The 17,380-nt window shown below is 37.5% G+C and carries 16 protein-coding genes; 9 read left to right on the plus strand and 7 right to left on the minus strand.

Annotation, left to right across the window (positions count from 1 at the left end; genetic code table 11):
• Positions 1–25: 25 nt before the first annotated feature.
• The 4 genes from BUA02_RS14410 to BUA02_RS14425 all read left to right on the plus strand — a co-directional run bounded on the left by BUA02_RS14410 (position 26) and on the right by BUA02_RS14425 (position 3,052).
• Positions 26–502 (plus strand): DUF2975 domain-containing protein, encoded by a 477-nt coding sequence (locus tag BUA02_RS14410; protein ID WP_072705449.1) that lies wholly within the window; start codon positions 26–28, stop codon positions 500–502.
• Between the two features lie 16 nt (positions 503–518).
• Entirely contained in the window at positions 519–731 is a 213-nt protein-coding gene (locus BUA02_RS14415; RefSeq protein WP_071174842.1) for a helix-turn-helix domain-containing protein, read from the plus strand.
• A gap of 2 nt (positions 732–733) precedes the next feature.
• Complete coding sequence (locus BUA02_RS14420) at positions 734–2,299, plus strand: DUF4153 domain-containing protein (RefSeq protein ID WP_072705450.1); 1,566 nt, start codon at positions 734–736, stop codon at positions 2,297–2,299.
• A 111-nt stretch (positions 2,300–2,410) separates the two neighbouring features.
• Positions 2,411–3,052, plus strand: coding sequence for a DUF4867 family protein (locus tag BUA02_RS14425; RefSeq protein WP_072705451.1), 642 nt, complete (start codon positions 2,411–2,413; stop codon positions 3,050–3,052).
• A 91-nt stretch (positions 3,053–3,143) separates the two neighbouring features.
• Here BUA02_RS14425 and BUA02_RS14430 read toward each other — a convergent pair whose 3' ends face one another.
• The gene (locus BUA02_RS14430) at positions 3,144–3,911 is read right to left on the minus strand and encodes a hypothetical protein (RefSeq protein ID WP_072705452.1); all 768 of its coding nucleotides are present in this window, start codon (positions 3,909–3,911) and stop codon (positions 3,144–3,146) included.
• Between the two features lie 169 nt (positions 3,912–4,080).
• Between BUA02_RS14430 and BUA02_RS14435 the strand changes: the two genes are divergently transcribed.
• Positions 4,081–5,268, plus strand: a complete 1,188-nt coding sequence (locus BUA02_RS14435) for a cation:proton antiporter (protein WP_072705453.1) — start codon at positions 4,081–4,083, stop codon at positions 5,266–5,268.
• A 61-nt stretch (positions 5,269–5,329) separates the two neighbouring features.
• On the opposite strand, the gene BUA02_RS14440 is transcribed toward BUA02_RS14435, so the two are convergent.
• The 3 genes from BUA02_RS14440 to BUA02_RS14450 all read right to left on the minus strand — a co-directional run bounded on the left by BUA02_RS14440 (position 5,330) and on the right by BUA02_RS14450 (position 8,530).
• A complete protein-coding gene (locus BUA02_RS14440; RefSeq protein ID WP_071174837.1) occupies positions 5,330–5,719 on the minus strand; it encodes a DUF4342 domain-containing protein in 390 nt (129 codons plus the stop codon).
• A 20-nt stretch (positions 5,720–5,739) separates the two neighbouring features.
• Positions 5,740–5,964: a hypothetical protein gene (locus BUA02_RS14445; RefSeq protein WP_071174836.1), complete on the minus strand. Its 225-nt coding sequence runs from the start codon at positions 5,962–5,964 to the stop codon at positions 5,740–5,742.
• Between the two features lie 154 nt (positions 5,965–6,118).
• Positions 6,119–8,530, minus strand: a complete 2,412-nt coding sequence (locus BUA02_RS14450; protein WP_072705454.1) for a glycoside hydrolase family 3 protein — start codon at positions 8,528–8,530, stop codon at positions 6,119–6,121.
• A 360-nt stretch (positions 8,531–8,890) separates the two neighbouring features.
• Here BUA02_RS14450 and BUA02_RS14455 point away from each other — a divergent pair, with 360 nt between their 5' ends.
• Genes BUA02_RS14455 through BUA02_RS14465 form a run of 3 tightly spaced genes read left to right on the plus strand, consistent with a single transcriptional unit; the run spans position 8,891 to position 11,881 of the window.
• The gene (locus tag BUA02_RS14455; protein ID WP_072705455.1) at positions 8,891–10,258 is read left to right on the plus strand and encodes a TrkH family potassium uptake protein; all 1,368 of its coding nucleotides are present in this window, start codon (positions 8,891–8,893) and stop codon (positions 10,256–10,258) included.
• Between the two features lie 11 nt (positions 10,259–10,269).
• On the plus strand, positions 10,270–10,920 hold the full coding sequence (locus BUA02_RS14460) for a potassium channel family protein (RefSeq protein WP_072705456.1): 651 nt from the start codon (positions 10,270–10,272) through the stop codon (positions 10,918–10,920).
• A 43-nt stretch (positions 10,921–10,963) separates the two neighbouring features.
• Positions 10,964–11,881, plus strand: a complete 918-nt coding sequence (locus BUA02_RS14465; protein ID WP_072705457.1) for a magnesium transporter CorA family protein — start codon at positions 10,964–10,966, stop codon at positions 11,879–11,881.
• 309 nt (positions 11,882–12,190) lie between these two features.
• Here BUA02_RS14465 and BUA02_RS14470 read toward each other — a convergent pair whose 3' ends face one another.
• Positions 12,191–14,335 carry an ATP-dependent helicase gene (locus BUA02_RS14470; RefSeq protein WP_072705458.1) on the minus strand — a complete coding sequence of 715 codons (2,145 nt, stop codon included), beginning with the start codon at positions 14,333–14,335 and terminating at the stop codon, positions 12,191–12,193.
• A 207-nt stretch (positions 14,336–14,542) separates the two neighbouring features.
• On the opposite strand from BUA02_RS14470, the gene BUA02_RS14475 reads away from it, so the two are divergent.
• The gene (locus BUA02_RS14475) at positions 14,543–14,722 is read left to right on the plus strand and encodes a hypothetical protein (protein WP_071174830.1); all 180 of its coding nucleotides are present in this window, start codon (positions 14,543–14,545) and stop codon (positions 14,720–14,722) included.
• 61 nt (positions 14,723–14,783) lie between these two features.
• Here BUA02_RS14475 and BUA02_RS14480 read toward each other — a convergent pair whose 3' ends face one another.
• Positions 14,784–16,316 (minus strand): flotillin family protein, encoded by a 1,533-nt coding sequence (locus tag BUA02_RS14480; protein ID WP_072705522.1) that lies wholly within the window; start codon positions 16,314–16,316, stop codon positions 14,784–14,786.
• 144 nt (positions 16,317–16,460) lie between these two features.
• Positions 16,461–17,375 carry a radical SAM protein gene (locus tag BUA02_RS14485; protein ID WP_072705459.1) on the minus strand — a complete coding sequence of 305 codons (915 nt, stop codon included), beginning with the start codon at positions 17,373–17,375 and terminating at the stop codon, positions 16,461–16,463.
• Between the last annotated feature and the right edge of the window lie 5 nt (positions 17,376–17,380).

Raw genomic sequence — 17,380 nt, forward strand, 5'->3', positions numbered from 1 at the left:
AATATACAAGTACTTGGAGGTTAACATGGATAGCAAACTAAATAATTTCGTTAAAGCCATCTTAGATTTTTGTTTTTATATTGGCCTTGTGGCAGTCATCGCCGTTCCTTTTCTATTAAAACACGCCGTACAGCTTGCGTTACAAGTGTTGGGGAAAACAACGGAATATGCCGCGATCAATGACCATTATTGGTATGCAGTTGTTTCGATAATGCTTGTTGGAATCGCAGCACTTCTGATCTTGTATGAGCTTCGCAAGATGATGAAGACTGTTATAGATGATGACTGTTTTGTTGATGCTAATGTTAAAAGCTTATATCGTATGGGTACCTACGCATTTGTAGTAACTGTGATAAAGCTCCTTAGATGCTTTGTATATTTCACTCCTTCAGCCATTGTAATTGCTGGTGTATTTCTTTTCGCTGGGCTATTTAGCAAGGTTCTGGCAAGAGTATTTGATAAGGCTGTGAGATACAAACAGGAAAATGATTTGACCATTTAATGGAGTAGGTAGAGATATGATAGTGATAAATTTAGATGTCATGATGGCAAAACGGAAAATAGGACTAACTGAGCTAGCCGGTAAAGTAGGAATTACCTTGGCTAATCTATCTATTTTAAAAAACAACAAAGCAAAAGCGGTTCGTTTAGAGACCCTTGATGCAATATGTAAAGCTTTGGATTGTCAACCGGGAGATATCCTAGAATATGTTGATGATCAGGAGGAATAAGTATGGAAACCAACAATAATCAGATGCCACAGTACAATAATGGTTCTAGTGCACAGGCACCTCAATTCAACAACGTTACACCTATGCCACCTACATCTGCACCTACAGGAAATGCTGAGCATTTTAAAAAGTACGGATTATTATCTCTTGTATTTGGCTTAGTATACGGATTTTGCTTGTACAATAATCACGCGAGCATTACATATCCTATATTTATGGCTGGAGCTCTTATCATTCTCAAGCTGTTTAGAGCTAAAGATGGATTTTCATTATTAGCAGATTGCCATGGTAAAAAGGGTTTAGGAGTATTTTATGTTGTTTCTTTGATGCTTCTTTCTATACACAGATGCATGACAACCAGCTCTGCTCTCGAATTTTTAGAGAGGCTTGCCATTTTTCTTTTATTCTTTAGCTTTATCGTCTATCTGTATGTTGATACAACAGGTTTTGATATTGGCGCATGGTTTTTAAGCTTGTTGTGTGTCATTTTCAAGCCACTTGAACACCTTGCTCGTCCTATCTCAGATCATAAGGCTTACAAGATAACTAATGGAAAAATTGTCGATAACGAGAAGAAAAAAACAATTACAGCAGTGTTCCTTGGTATTTCTATCGCCATTCCACTTTTGATAATTATTATTCCACTACTGTGCTCTGCTGACCTTGTTTTTGAAAACTTCCTTTCAAGCATCAAGTTTGACTTTGATATATCTGAAGACGTATATCACGGAATCATGATGTTTCTGACAGCCCTTTTGGGATTTTGGAGCGCATATACCATTATTACTTCCATGGTTTTAAAAGAGCTTAGAATCAAAGTTAAAGGTGAAGGTACAACAAATCCAGTAATAGCCATCACATTTACTAGCATTATAGGACTTGTTTATGTTTTATTTTGCGCCATTCAGCTTCTCTATCTCTTTAGCGGAAGCATAGCTCTTCCCGCGGGATATACATACGCAGAATATGCCCACGAAGGCTTTTACCAGCTTCTTGCAGTATGTATCTTAAACATTATAATGGTCTCAATCTGCCAGGCATTTTTCAGCAAATCCAAGGTGTTGAAGATTCTTTTGACCTTAATTGCAACCTGCACATATATAATGATCGCTTCATCTGCCATGAGAATGATCCTTTACGTTGAAGTATATCATTTAACATTCCTTAGACTCTTTGTTCTATGGTTCCTCGTAGTTTTGTGCTTTTGGCTCGCGTTCCTTATTGCAAGCATGTACGTCAAGAATTTTCCTGTATTCAGAGCTTGCATGGTAGCGATCACCCTCGCATTTTTAGCCTTCATTTATAGCAACCCAGATTATCAAATTGCCCGCTATGATCTTACTGCTGCAGAAGAACAGATTGATGATTACGACTCCGTCAAAAGTTACATTTGCAACAATTTATCCTACGACGCCGTTCCTGCAATTATAGATAATGAAGAATTAATGAACGCCTTTGAAACTGCTCATTATTCCAGATATTCTGAGATCTATATAGACAGTAAAAAATACTCAGGATTTAGAAGATTTAATATCTCCTACTATATAGCCATGCAATATTTGAAATAACTCTCAGCAATATTTGAACTGTTTTCGCTACATAATGATAAGAAATGATCCGTCACAAGATGTATCATTGAAAAATGAGAGGATGTATTTTGACTATTATAGGAGGGCAAAATGAAAATATTAAAAGTAACAGATCCAGAGTTTACAAACTATGGAAGAATCATTGAAGGCTACGAAGAAGAAAAAAAACAGATTGAAGAAGCATTAAGAGATAAAACTCCAATCCCTGAAGGAACAGACTATGTAGCTGAAGAGAAAGTTCTTCAGGAGCTTCCAGCAGCTGACAGAATCGCTAACTCTCTTTTTGGCGGCTCACCAATGCAGTTTGGATGGTGCAATGGTCACAACACAAAACTTAACTGCCTTGAATATCATCGTTCAAGCGAGATCAACCTTGGTGCTACAGACTTTATCCTTCTTCTTGCGAAAAGAGAAGAGATTGTAGATCACAAGATAGATTCCAGCAAAGTTAAGGCTTTCCTTTGCCCTAAAGGAACAATGATCGAGGTGTACGCTACAGCGCTTCATTATGCTCCATGTCAGGCTAGCAAAGATTCAGGCTTCCAGGTTCTTGTTGGTTTGCCAAAAGGCACAAACGTAGGAATGCCTAGCTTTACACCTGCCAATCAGGAAGACAAGCTTATGACAGCTACAAATAAGTGGCTCCTTGCTCATGCTGAATCATCAGAAGCCAAGAACGGCGCTTGGATTGGAATCACAGGCGAGAACATTGACATAGCAGCTGATATCTAATTCCTTTTATCAAAAACAACCAATTATAATCCTAATAAATACGCCCCGAGGAGCATCGCTCATCGAGGCGTATCCTATTTATATGACTTTTTTATTCTTCCCAAGCTGATTTATATTCCGATTCTTCTAGAGAAACGTAACTATCCATGTAATCATCATACTGCTTCATTGTTATGAGATTAGCGTCATCATAGGCATTCTCTATATCGCCTTCGTAATAATAGAAGGTACTGTTTTCGTCATAGTCATCCTGTCCTTCATAGATAGCAATAATGTAGATGGTTTCAATTACTTCGCCTTTTTCATCAAACCTTACAAGCTCCATGAACTTTCTTCCTGAATGCATGAAGTCAGTATGTGCAATATAATAATGCCCATTTCCCTTTCTAATACTAGTGTTGTCTGCTGTTCCACATCCGCCATCTATATGCTTAATCTCACCATCAATAATGTCGTATACTTCCCAACCATAGTAGAAACTATCCACAAGTAGCTCATCTTCTCCATCATCGTCAAGATCAATGTAGTAAGCATCAGGAGTTCCATTGAATTCTATTACTTCTTCAAATATCTCAGAAAATGTACTTCCGTTAACTTCAAGCTCATCATTGAGAAATTGCTGAAACAATTCATTGCCCTCTTTAGCGGCTCTTTTTCCTTCATTTGTCGATTCAACTGAAGAAGCCTCCGTAACAACTTCTGTGGATTCCTCTTCAGTCACCTCGTCCAAAGACTCTTCTGAAATAGCTTCTACAGATTCATGCTCGGCTACTACAAATTCCTTCTTATTTTCTGTTGCACAACCCATAGTCCCTATTATCATGAGCCCTGTAAGCATAATAACAAATACCTTTTTCATTTTTGTATACCCTTTCAACAAAAAATTGATGCCCTTAAGCACACCTTACAGGTATAACACATTTACTACGAAAAAATAAGTTGCAGTTTGACGCTTGTTATTAACAAAAGTCGGAAGTATAATTTAAGACGTTGCACGAAAATTACTAGGATTCGAAAGGATTTTTAAAATGGATACATTAGAAATATTGAGAAATCTGGCTATCATTGTTATAAGCGCTAAGCTATTTGGTCTTATTGCCCGTAAACTCAAGGCTCCACAAGTAGCTGGAGAAATTATCGCAGGTCTACTTATTGGTCCCTCTCTTTTTAATATAGTTGTTGACAATGATTTTTGGTCAGGAATGGCTGAAATTGGTGTAATACTCCTAATGTTCAGCGCTGGTCTTGAAACCAATATCGACAACCTAAAGAAATCTGGCCTAAAGGCTACAGCAATTGCTATTGCTGGAGTTTCTTTTCCTCTGGTTCTCGGAACAATTATGTATATGTGCTTTTATGGTTTTTCTGCTCCTGGAACTTCTACATTTGTGGAAGCTGTATTTATTGGAACTATTCTTACTGCTACTTCTGTTAGCATCACTGTTTCAGCCCTTAAGGAGCTCGGCAAGATATCAACTGATGTAGGTACGACAATAATGAGTGCAGCTATTATCGATGATGTAATCGGTATTGTTGTGCTTACCGCTGTTCTTGGTCTAAAGGACCCAAATGCTGATCTTGGTGCTGTGTGCATCAAAACTGTAGCGTTCTTTGCACTTTCACTTATTGCCGGTGTTATTATCTTTAAGATCATGCAACGTTTTGTTCGCAGATGGCCTCATACTCGTAGAATTCCAATTATAGGAATGGCACTGGCTTTTGTTCTTGCATATGTTGCTGACAAATATTTTGGAGTTGCCGATATCACCGGTGCTTATGTTGCTGGTATTATACTAAGTTCTCTTGACGATTCTGCTTATATCGACAGAAAAATGGATATTAGTTCATATATGATATTTGGCCCTATTTTCTTTGCAAGTGTCGGACTACAGACCAACCTTAGAACCGTAGATCTTTCAATTTTAGCTTTTTCCATGGCTTTTGTTTTGGCCGGTCTTTTGGGAAAAGTAATTGGGTGCGGATTAGTTGCCAAACTCTTAAAGTACAATAACTCTGACGCACTTAAGATTGGCGTTGGAATGATGACAAGAGGTGAAGTTGCACTAATCGTTGCTCAAAGGGGGCTTAAGGCCGAGATCATCGATAGTAAATATTTTACTTCGGTAATTCTTTTGATCGTAGTTAGCTCTATTTTGACGCCAATAATTCTTAAAGCAATTTATTCCGTAGATGAAAAAAACAATAATCTTACATAAAAAAAAACAGGTCAGACATTTTAAACCATCTGACCTGTTTTTTCATATTTTCCTTTAGCGGTTACTTTACTTCGTCTGTAGTTCCATCTTTTTTTACAACTTCAAGCTTACAACCAAGTCCAAATGCGGCTGCAGCTCCTGCAATAAGTGCCCAAGGTGCTGCGGCAAAACCAAGGATTCCACCAACAACTCCAACATTTACTGGAACACTAAATACTACTTCGTCATCCTTTTTGATCTGGATTCTATCGACATTGCCTTCTTCAACCTTTTTCTTAAGTCTATCAATTATTGCCTTTGTGTCTTCACCTATATCTTTCATATCTGGCTGAATAAGCTTGATTGCTGCATCAACATCGCCATCAGTTTTCTGAAGTGCTTCTTTTGCAACCTTGAATTCAACTCCTGTCTGATCCATTACCTTTTCAACAGCTTCTAATGTAATTTCCATATTTGTATTCTCCTTTCAAATCAACTAGCAACTACAACTTTTGCAATTAAACTTACAATTCCAACCAAGATAAGAATTGGGAATGCGATGTAAATAAGTCCCCCCATCAACAAACCTATCAATATCAGTGGCAGAAATACTAGAAACACCAAAACTTTCATGATGCTCCAAGTAGCTTTAATTGCAAAGCCAAGCATTCTTCCAAAGATCATAAGGAAAAATATGATAAACAGCATTGATAACATGATCCTCACCATCCTTTCTAAAATAAAAACCAATGTTATCTGTTGTTGAAAATATTGTATATAATGGAGCTTTAAAAATATATATTCATAACAGGAAATTTATGTGCCATATTTCGATTTTATTGCAAGATATGATTGTTCTATTTGCAATGAATCAATCCAGCTTCAAGATCATCTCAATAACACGCTTAGCACACTTTTTTAGGTCTTCTCTGGTAATAGCTCTCATTTCCAGTGCTTTTTTTACTCTTTCTGGGTAACCATTTGCCATCTTAACATCATTACCTGCAAGAATCTCTTTATACTGCTCGGATCTATTCCACCAGTCACTTGTTACCATTCCCTTGAATCCCCATTCATCTCGCAGAATTCCTGTTAAAAGATCCTTTGACTCTGACGCCCTCTGTCCGTTTATCACATTGTATGACGACATGATAGTCCATGGATCGGCTTCCTTAACGATAATTTCAAATACCTTGAGATATATTTCTCTAAGCGCACGCTCTGAAACTCTTGAATCACTGTGTTTTCTATTGGTCTCTTTATTATTTGCAGCAAAATGCTTTACGCTACATGCTACGTTATTTGATTGAATACCCTTAACCATCTGCGCAGCAAGTTTTCCAGCAAGATATGGATCTTCTGAATAATATTCAAAGTTACGACCACATAGTGGGCTTCTGTGAATATTTACAGCTGGCGTAAGCCATATCTGGAGGTTGTTTTCCTTGAGCTCCTCTCCACCTGCAACACCAATTTCATACAGCAGCTCTTTGTTCCATGTAGAAGCAAGAAGTGTTGCACAAGGCCAAGCTGTTGTTGCAACGCCGCATTCCGAATTAATTCTTACACCTGCAGGGCCATCAGCAGTCATAACATTTGGAATACCATATTCAGGCTTATTGCCCATTCCCCATGTGTTAGCAACACCTCTGTTAGGCTGACCACCAAGAATATCTATAAGATCTTCATCATCAAGCTGCTCTACAAATTCATCAACAGACATTTTGCCATCAAACACGTCTATAAGAGGCTTAACACCTTCTTTATATGGATTCATGAGAAGGTACCTTGCTCTTCCTTTCTCTTCTGGGACCATTGCCTCTTCTGTTCCTGGCACCATCTTTTCAAAAATGCATTCATCCTTGTCTCTAGCTGGACCTGTAGGAAGATCTTCATAGGTTCCATCAGCAAGAAGCCTTTTCTTTAATGACACGGGATTAAGCTTCTCAGAAAGCTTTTCATATATCTCATCGTCATCCTGAGCGTATGTATAGTCAATCTCCTCAGCCTCAGCTACACTTCCACCAATGAAAAACTTATAATCACCTTTTTCAACAACATAGGAAGATTTCTCTATCTTTCCAAGATCATCATATGAAGCTAACTGATATTTATTAACTGAAAGCTCCATTACCTGGGATTCTCCAGCTTTTAAAAGTCTGCTCTTTTCAAAAGAAACTAATACTTTTGCCGCTTTTCCAAGCTTACCCTGTGGTGCTGAAAGATAAATGGCTACAACTTCTTTTCCGCTAACTTTTCCAGTATTTGTAACATTAACAACAAAAGTTATGTCATCGCCTTTTTCTTTTACTTTAATAATCTCTTTTTCAAAGTTTGTGTAAGAAAGGCCATAGCCAAATGGGTATACCACTTTATTTTTTGCTCCAGAAAGGGTTTCAAAATATCTATAACCCACAAATATATCTTCTGTGTAATCAACATATTCTGGAGACTCGTGGAACCCTGCTGTTGATGGATAGTCGTCTACGTCTGCAGCAAATGTGTCTGGGAGCTTACCTGATGGATTAACATATCCCATAAGAACCTCAGCAACAGCTAATCCGCCTTCCATTCCACCTTGCCAAGCTAAAAGAGCTGCTTCTATAGCACTGTCGTTCTTTATCCACTTTGTATCTACAATACCGCCTGTATTTAACACAATTATTGTATTTGCAAAGGCTTCTTTTACCGGATTAATCAGCTTTTTCTCGTTTTCTGTAAGATAAAAATCTCCTTCAGGGAATATCTTTCCTGCTGTTTTTGGCATGCTTACCTCATTGCCCCAAGGATTGTATTCTCCGTCATATTCTACATCTGAACGATCCCAACCTTCTCCAGAAAATCTACTGATACTGATGATCGCTGTGTCTGTATATGCTTTAGCCCCCTTTATGAGTTCATCCTCTAAGACAGGCTCCACTGTCATTCCAGGAGCAGATCCAGTTTTATACTGCTCTTCCACATTTTTCTTATAAAAATCACAGACTGGTTCATATACATCTACTCCAAGGATTTTGAATCCATCATAGATGTTATGAATATATTTGGTGTAAACATCGCCGCTTCCGCCACCACCTTTTACATAATCAAAGGTTCCTTTTCCAAAAAGAGCTACCTTCTTGCCCTTTGATAACGGCAAAGCTCCCTTTTCGTTCTTTAAGAGTACCATCCCTTCAAGAGCGGCATTTTTTGACAACTCGATATGTTCAGTGCCGGCTGTAACCCTTGTATCGCCGTAAAGTGGCATAGCTGGCTGATAATTTGCTCTAACCCATTTTTTCATAAGATATCCCTTTCATTCTTTTCAAAATAAATAAATCAATCTAATACTACCATTTTGTTAATAGATTAGTTATAAATTTTTCTTATTTTTTTTAGGCTTTCATTCGAACATATAATGTATAATCTCCTTATGAAATTTGGAACATGCATTTTAGCGATGGTAGCGTAGCTTTACCGGAGCATAAAAATGTGGATGTGGTTTCTTGAGGGCTCAAAACAGGCAGGTCATTCGACCTGCCTGTTTTATTTCTATGCACCAGCAAAATAACTCTAACAATTACCATAAATGCGATATTTATTGCTTTTTGAGGGATGTATTATTATATTATTACTGTTAATGATTTTTATGTGGAGGAGCACCATGAAAAAGTGGAGTTTTTCATCTGAACATTTGATACCACTGAGCTTCTTAGGAGCAATTGTTATTGGAACAATACTCCTTTTACTTCCAATATCTACTGCAATGGGCGAAACTACCGACTTTATTACAGCACTTTTCACAGCAACTACATCTGTTTGCGTTACAGGTCTTGTTGTTACAGATACATATAGTCACTGGAGCACCTTTGGTCAAGTAATTATCCTTATCCTGGCTCAAATTGGCGGACTTGGAATAATAACCGTTGCATCAACATTTTTACTAGTATCCCAAAAGAAATTTACTATGGGCGAAAGAATGATGCTCAAAGATGCATTAAATCTAAATTCACGATCTGGTATACTTGGAAAGCTTGTCAGGATCATCCGTGGAACAATTATGGTAGAACTTCTTGGCGCTATCCTTTATTCATTTCGTCTCGTACCACTTTTAGGTCTAGCAAAGGGATTATGGGCATCATTATTTAATTCAGTTTCTGCCTTTTGTAACGCAGGAATGGATATCATAGGTCCAACGAGCATGGGGCAGTTTCACTCTGATCCAGCAGTTCTTTTGATCACAATGACACTAATTGTACTTGGCGGCCTTGGTTATGTTGTTTGGTTCGACATATCATCCGGAATAAAAAAAGGTATCAAGAAAAACTATTCACCCAAAACAATAATAAAACGCTTTACTGAACACACCAAGTTAGTCCTTACGATGACGTTTTCACTCATACTTTTGGGTGCTTTGATCATTTTCTTTGCTGAATACAACAATCCAGCAACAATAGGAACCATGTCGCTTTCCGACAAGATCATAAACAGTTTTTTTCAGTCTATAACTCTTAGAACTGCCGGTTTTGCAAGCTTTTCGCAGAAGGGATTGACAGATATATCATGCGTAATATCCTATGTTCTAATGTTTATAGGCGGATCCCCTGTAGGTACCGCTGGTGGAATAAAGACAGTCACTTTTTTCCTCGCAGCTATCAATATAATCAACTATATAAATTGTGATGAAAAGAATCTGGTTTTTCACAAACGAGTAACCGAAGATCTCATGAGAAAAGCTTCTGTCATACTTGCCGTTAGCTCTTTTACAGTAATTGTCCTTACTCTTATACTACTGGCAACAAATCCTGCCATCACGGTAGTTGATTCACTTTTTGAAGTAATAAGCGCTTCAGCCACTGTTGGTCTTACAAGAGATGTTACCCCGACCCTTAATCTTGCCGGTCGTATTATAATTATCATAGCAATGTATTTAGGCAGAATTGGTCCAATATCAATGGCAATATTTTTTGCTAACCGTAAGCCAAATAAGAATTCATGCAAATTCGCTGAAGGCGAATTTTACGTCGGATAAAGGAGAAAAAAATGAAAAAATCAGTTGCAGTTCTAGGACTTGGAAGATATGGCGTCAGCCTGGCAAAGACCCTCTACGACATGGGGGCAGATGTCCTTGTTGCTGATAAAGACGAAGATACCATAAAGGAAATGGCTGGCTTTTGCACAGTTGCTGTCGTTGCTGATCTAGAAAACGAAGAAGAGATCAAGGCATTAGATCTCAAAAACATGGACATTGTAGTATGTGCCATGGGACGAAACATGTCAGCAAGTATCATGGTAGTAGCCGTAGCAAAAGAGCTTGGAGTTCCTCTTGTTGTGGCCAAAAGTTCATCAGAAAGAATGTCTTCAATCCTAAAGAAAGTTGGAGCAGACAAGATCATAATTCCTGAGGATTTTGGTGGAAATCAGTCAGCTCGAATCCTGCTCTCTGACACATTTATGGATTACTTCCAGCTTGACGATACTCTTTCTTTAGTAGAGATCAAACCTAGAGAGAATTGGATCGGTAAAAATCTTATTGAATTAGAGCTCAGAAAAAAATACAAATTAAACGTAGTTGCAGTTAAAGATAGCCAGACTCCTTGGGGATTCATTGATTCTCAAAGAAAACTTGGTAAAGACACTACATTACTTGTTATCATAGAAACTAGTGAGCTAAACAAGATCAACAAAAACTGATGATTTTTGTTATCATCGATTTTAACGCATATGGAGGTAAAATATGTATTTTCTGATCAATAACACTTTAGAAGAATGCAGCGCAGAACAGTGTCATGATGCCGCTTCCCCATATGTTGCTATCTTGACTCCTGCACAGTGGGCAGAACAAAGTGAAAACTTTGATATGGGACTTGATTTTGATATAAGCAATGAGGAAATATTCACTACAAAAGCAGAAGTTAACTATGACTCTCTCACTGGAACTTTCTGCATTCCAACTCAATCTTCTCACACAGATGATCCTCAAAAGTTTTCATATGCACTTGATGAAACTGGCATTGTATTCATAGATAATGGGGATACTGTAGAGAACATCGTTAAACGCATTCAAAGATTCAAAAAATGGAAAAAACCTTCTCTCGAAAGATTTTTCTATGACTTTTTGGAACTTATCATACATGACGACCTCTCTACGATGCAGCGCTATGAGATGGAGCTCGATAATCTGGAAAAAGAAATAATGACAGATACAGAAGCTGCTGACATGAGCCGAAATAATGACATTCGTAGCGACATACGAGATCTTAGAACTCATTATGAACAGCTCCTAGATCTTGGTCAGGAACTAGAAGAAAATGAAAATGGCTTTTTTAATGAAGAAAACCTCAGATACTTCAGAATGTTTTCAAGCAGAGTTGAAAGACTGTATGAAGCCGCAACTCATATAAGAGATTATACCATCCAGTTAAATGATCTATATCAGTCTCAGCTCGATGTTAAGCAAAATAGGATTATGACTGTGCTTACCGTGGTTACTACAATTTTTATGCCACTCACACTGATCGTTGGTTGGTATGGAATGAATTTCAAATACATGCCAGAGCTTGAATCAAAGATGGGATACCCTGTTGTAATTCTCCTCAGCATATTGATCGTAGTAGGAAGTCTTATCTTCTTTAAGATAAAAAAGATACTGTAATTTGGTCATGCAACCCAAAATAAAAATCGCTTCAGTGAAAGCGATTTCAGTTTGGAGTTTTATTTCATTTAGACCTGTTTTTTTAATTTTTATTATTTATTTAACTGACTCGTTATGTTATAAATATCTCAAATGATTTTTTTAGAGGTGATAATATGGCTGAAACAAATAATGATAATGTTATGCTGTCTCAGGCTGAGATAGATAAACTTATAAAGAAAATGGAAGAAGAAAAAGCTGAAAAGAAGTAATTATTTAAGGTTCAGTTCCTTATTTGAAACTGAACCTTTTCTTTATTTCCGTGAATGACTATCTTCGCTTTATAATTTTCATTCCTGTAATGAATGCAAATGGAAACATAAATATCTTTTCCGTTCCATCATTAAATCTAACCACAAACTTTGTTGGTATCTCGTCATCATCAAGAGTTACGTCGGTAATCACACCGTCACCATATTTTGATTGATTCACTTTATCGCCAGTCTTAAGTATTTTGGGAACATTATCGCTGGAAGTCTTTGCCTGCAGCTTCTTTTTATATGAAGAAATAGCTCGTGGCTTAGTTTTTTCCTTAATATTCACTGGAGTTTTTTCTTCTTTTTTGCATAGCTCTCCAACAAAAAGTGATGGCTTATCACTATATTTTAGAATGGTAAGCGTATCTTTTGCTCTGGTCATTCCAACATAAAAGATTCTCCGCTCTTCCTCATAATCTCTCTTCTCTTGGACTGTTGCTGTCTTGAACGATTTAATGATCTTACTTGGAAAAACTCCATTAACAACATCCATAAGAACAACATGCTCATATTCAAGGCCTTTACTTGAGTGAATCGTAGACAAAATAAATTTTGACTTGTAGTTTTCTTCCTTGTTAGCAAGAATATCCCTTAACTGGATAAGTCTGTCTAGAAATGCCTCTATTGTAGCCTCATTTTTGGCAAGCATCTTTAGGATAAAAAGCTTATTATCATCAATATTGTTGTTCTTTAGATACTCTCCATATCCCATTTTTTCTATGCGATTTATGGCTTTAATAGGATTCTCAGATACCATATTTCTAAAATTGATACGCAAGTCTCTGACATTTCCTAAAATTCTTCGATTTATCTCAAGTTCTTCGACTGCATCGAGGATCCCAATATGCTTATAATCGGCAATGTAGCACATTTTCTCAGCATCAGCCTTGCTCAGGTACGTCTGAAATTTATAAAACACCTTCATGAAAAGTTCAGGATCCATAGGGCTTAATGCAAAATTCAAGATAGTTGTCACATCCACTACCACTCTATGTGAAAAGAAGCTCATATCAGTATTTTTAATCCTATATGGAACTTCATCTCTCTCAAGAATATCAATAAGAGGTAAAATAGACTCATTATCCCTGTACAAAACTGCCGTCTGCTCTTTTACCGTGGTAGCCATCTTATGAAGATAGTCATATTGCGACTCTCTGCTCCTAAGTACATCAAATCTGATAGCTTCGCCCGCTTCTCTTGTAGCATTCATATGCTTGTCATGGCGACTAAAATTCTTTTGAATGAACTTATCCGCCACTTCAACAATTCTAGCGTTTGATCTGTAATTTTTGTCCATCACAAGCACTCTTGCACCTGGATGATCCTTCTCAAAGTTCAGCAACGCATCTGGATATGCTGCTCTAAAACCATATATACTCTGATCTTCATCTCCTACCATAAAAAGATTGCCATTTTTTCCTGCTAAAAGAGATATGATCATATGCTGTATTTTGGATGTATCCTGCGCTTCATCAACGCAAAGATACCTGTACCGATCTCTGTAATGATCCAGAAGTTCCTTAGAACCCTTAAGCATCCTATATGCATATATCATCTGATCATCATAATCCATAAGGCTGCGTTTCTTTAACTCTGAATTGTATTCCTCATAAATCTTAAAGAGATCTATTCCTTGATCCTTACCAATCTCTACTATGTCTTTTTCTGTAAGGAGCATGTTTTTACAGTAAGTTATCAAAGTACGGATGTTTTTGATATCACTCTCTGTGGGATACTCTTTCATTACATTCAGATAAATGTCAGTCAAGATCTTACCTGAAACCTTCTCATCTGTTAAAAGATCAAATGATTTCTTACCAATAAGCCTTCCATAATGGCTTATTATCTTAGCGCAAATTCCATTGATAGTTCTAAACTCTAAGTTAGTTGCTCCGTCGTTACCAAAAATGTTTACAAAACGGCTTTTCATATCTCTTGTTGCTGCAACTGTATACGTAAGAGTTAGTATATTATCTGGTGCAATTCCACTTACAAAAAGCATATACCCCAGCCTGTTTACTAGAACCGTCGTCTTTCCACTGCCGGGAACTGCCAAAAGAAGGACCGGGCCCTCAACAGCCTTTACGGTCCTTTTTTGTTCATCATTTAATTTATTTCCATATCTTTTAAAAAACTCTTCATCTGTCAAATAACTCATAACGATACAATTTTATGTTACGAGCACATCTTATGTCTATATACTTTTTTCTAAGCAAAAAACTTCGTAATATAGGATTTATCCTGCCATTGGTAATTTTTATAAAAGATTTATAACCAAGTTAGGAAAAAGAAATATTTGTGAGTTATAGTATTAAAAAATGAGTTGCCTCAACTTATATTATTCTTCATCAAGGAGGTGTCTGCGATGGATGTTAATCACAAAGATATCAATAGCAAAATCAAAAAACCTGCTAAGGTTATTGACGCCGTAAACTATAACGGCAAATATATGGATCCAAGTATTTTAAAAGGAAAAATCATTTCTGTAACAGCAATACTGACCACCTTGATTGCTATATCATTAGCAATTATGTTCTTATGTTAAAGGCTTATACCAAAAAGCCGCCTGTTCATCTTGTGAACAAGCGGCCCATTTAATTTATTGCTTATTTGTTTGTCTTATCAATATTTACGCTAACACCATCTCCGCTTAAGTTAATGTTCTTATTAACCTTAGCGTCGTATGTACCAGCTTTCATGATCTCAGTAAAATCTACGCCTGTAGCTTCTGACATTGTATCAAAAACCTGTTTCATAACAATTGGCATATTACCTGAAATCTGGCTTGCACCATTTGTGCCATCCCCTGTTCCATAAATATTGATCTTATCGATCTGTGAAAGAGGTTTAGCAATTTCAGCAGCCATCTGAGGCATGATCTTGATCATCATTTCAGCCATTGCTGCGCCGTTGTACTTCTTATAAGCTTCTGCTTTCTTTTCCATTGCTTCAGCTTCTGCAATACCTTTCGCCTTGATTGCTTCAGCTTCAGCTTTACCTTTTGCAGCAATACCAGCGGCTTCAGCATCATATTTTGCTTTAATACCAGCTGCTTCCTGCTCTGCAGCGAACTTCTGAGCTTCAGCCTGAGCTTTCTTTGCATCAGCTTCTCTTTCCTGCTCATATTTAGCAGCTTCGGCCTTCTTCTGTCTCTGAACAAGTTCTGCTTCAGCTTTCTTTTCAGCCTGATACTTCTCAGCGTCAGCCTGTTTCTCAATTTCAGCGGCAAGTTGCTGCTGTTTTACTACTACTTCCTTCTGCTTAAGTTCTGCTTCACGTTCTGCCTTCGCGATCTGAGCATTAACTGTAGCTGTCTGAATTGACTTCTGCTGCTCCTGCTGCTGAATTTCATAAGCGGCATCCGCAACAGCACTTGCTGTGTCTGCCTCTTTCTTAAGTTCTGCCTGCTTGATAGCGAGAGCATTGTTCTTTTCAGCAATCTCAGTCTGAGCAAGAACTCTTGCATCATTTGCTGCTTTATCAGCTTCTGCCTTTGCAATAGCTACGTCTCTGTCAGCCTGCGCCTTTGCAATAGCTGCATCTTTCTTGATCTTAGCTGTATTATCCATACCAAGATCACTAATAAGTCCATTTTCATCAGTTACGTTCTGGATATTGCATGAAAGGATCTCAATACCAAGCTTGTTCATATCCTTTGAAGCTTTTTCCATAACCTGATCTGAGAAGCTATCTCTATCAGTATTGATAGTCTTAAGAGCAAGTGTACCAATGATCTCACGCATATTACCTTGCAATGAATCCTGAAGGTCCATTGTGATCATCTCTGGATCCTTGTTAAGGAAGTTCTTGGCAGCAAGCTGAATTGCTTCAGGAGTTGTACCAATCCTTACCTTTGCAACAGCATCAACGTTAACGTTAATGAAATCGTTTGTAGGAACTGACTGTTCTGTCTTGATGTCTACAGTCATCTGTCCAAGATACAATTTGTCGACTCTTTCAAAGAATGGGATCTTTACGCCGGCTCTGCCGATGAGAATTCGAGGTTTTCTTCTAATACCTGATATGATAAACGCTCTGTCTGGGGGAGCCTTTACGTACCCCGCTGCAATTACAATAATTGCGATAACAACTACTGCTGCGATTAAAATTGTTGTTGTGTCGAATAACATATTCATCATCCTTTCTGAGCACTTAATGTGCCACATAAACGAACCACTTTGTTTACCGGTTCCTTATGTGATAATTCTATATGCTACTCACTACCAAAAAAATCACGTCTTTAGCGTCTTTTTATCTTATATTTTTCCTTTTTGGAAGAATATTTATACTCCGCTACAATCAAAGCTTGGAATAAAGCTTTCCTTGGCCGTTTCCCCGACCTGCATATATCCGTTAACAACTCCAATGGATGCTGCGTATTCAACAAGACTCTTGTAGTCTCGCTCTGAGACCTTCCTATCAATCTCTGGATAGTCTTGCAGCTGTCCATTAGGCGTATATTGATTCATGAGGCTGATAAAAATATTGTCTCCATATTTATCATAAAGATACCTTACGATCATTTTTGCCTGGATAAGCATTCCAGGCATCAAAAGGTGCCTAACTACTACCCCTTTTTTAATAAGGTTTTCTTCATCGTTATCTGATCCAAATTCGCAATTTGGATGCTGCCTTATCATTTCATCTATCGCAGCTTTTGCAACATCAACGTAACCCTTTGCTTTACTATATCTAACTGCATCCTGTTCCCTAATATATTTAAAATCTGGAAGATAGATGTCGATAAGTCCATCTAGCATCTTAAGGGTATCTACCTCAATATATGATGAAGTATTCAGCAAAAAAGGAATCTTTATATTTCTACTTTTAGCTCTTTCAATTGCAGTTTTGATAGTGGGAATAAACATATCACCTGTGACAAGATTTATATTATTTGCGCCCTTTTCCTGAAGCTCAAAGAAAATCTCAACCAATCTCTCGGTAGGTATTATCTTACCCACTTCACCACGACTAATCTCTTTATTTTGACAAAAGACACATCCCATGTTGCAACCAGAAAAAAACACGGTTCCAGATCCGTGCTCTCCTGAAATACAGGGCTCCTCCCACATATGAAGAGCAGCCCTGCTTACATGTAATTCACTTTTTTCATTGCAATAACCCTTGGTCACAGTCCTATCTATAGAACATTTTCTTGGACACAAGGTACAGCTTTTGTATAATTCTTGTTCTGTCATCTTTA

Origin of the sequence: Butyrivibrio hungatei DSM 14810 (assembly GCF_900143205.1) — a bacterium.
GTDB lineage: Bacteria > Bacillota > Clostridia > Lachnospirales > Lachnospiraceae > Butyrivibrio > Butyrivibrio hungatei.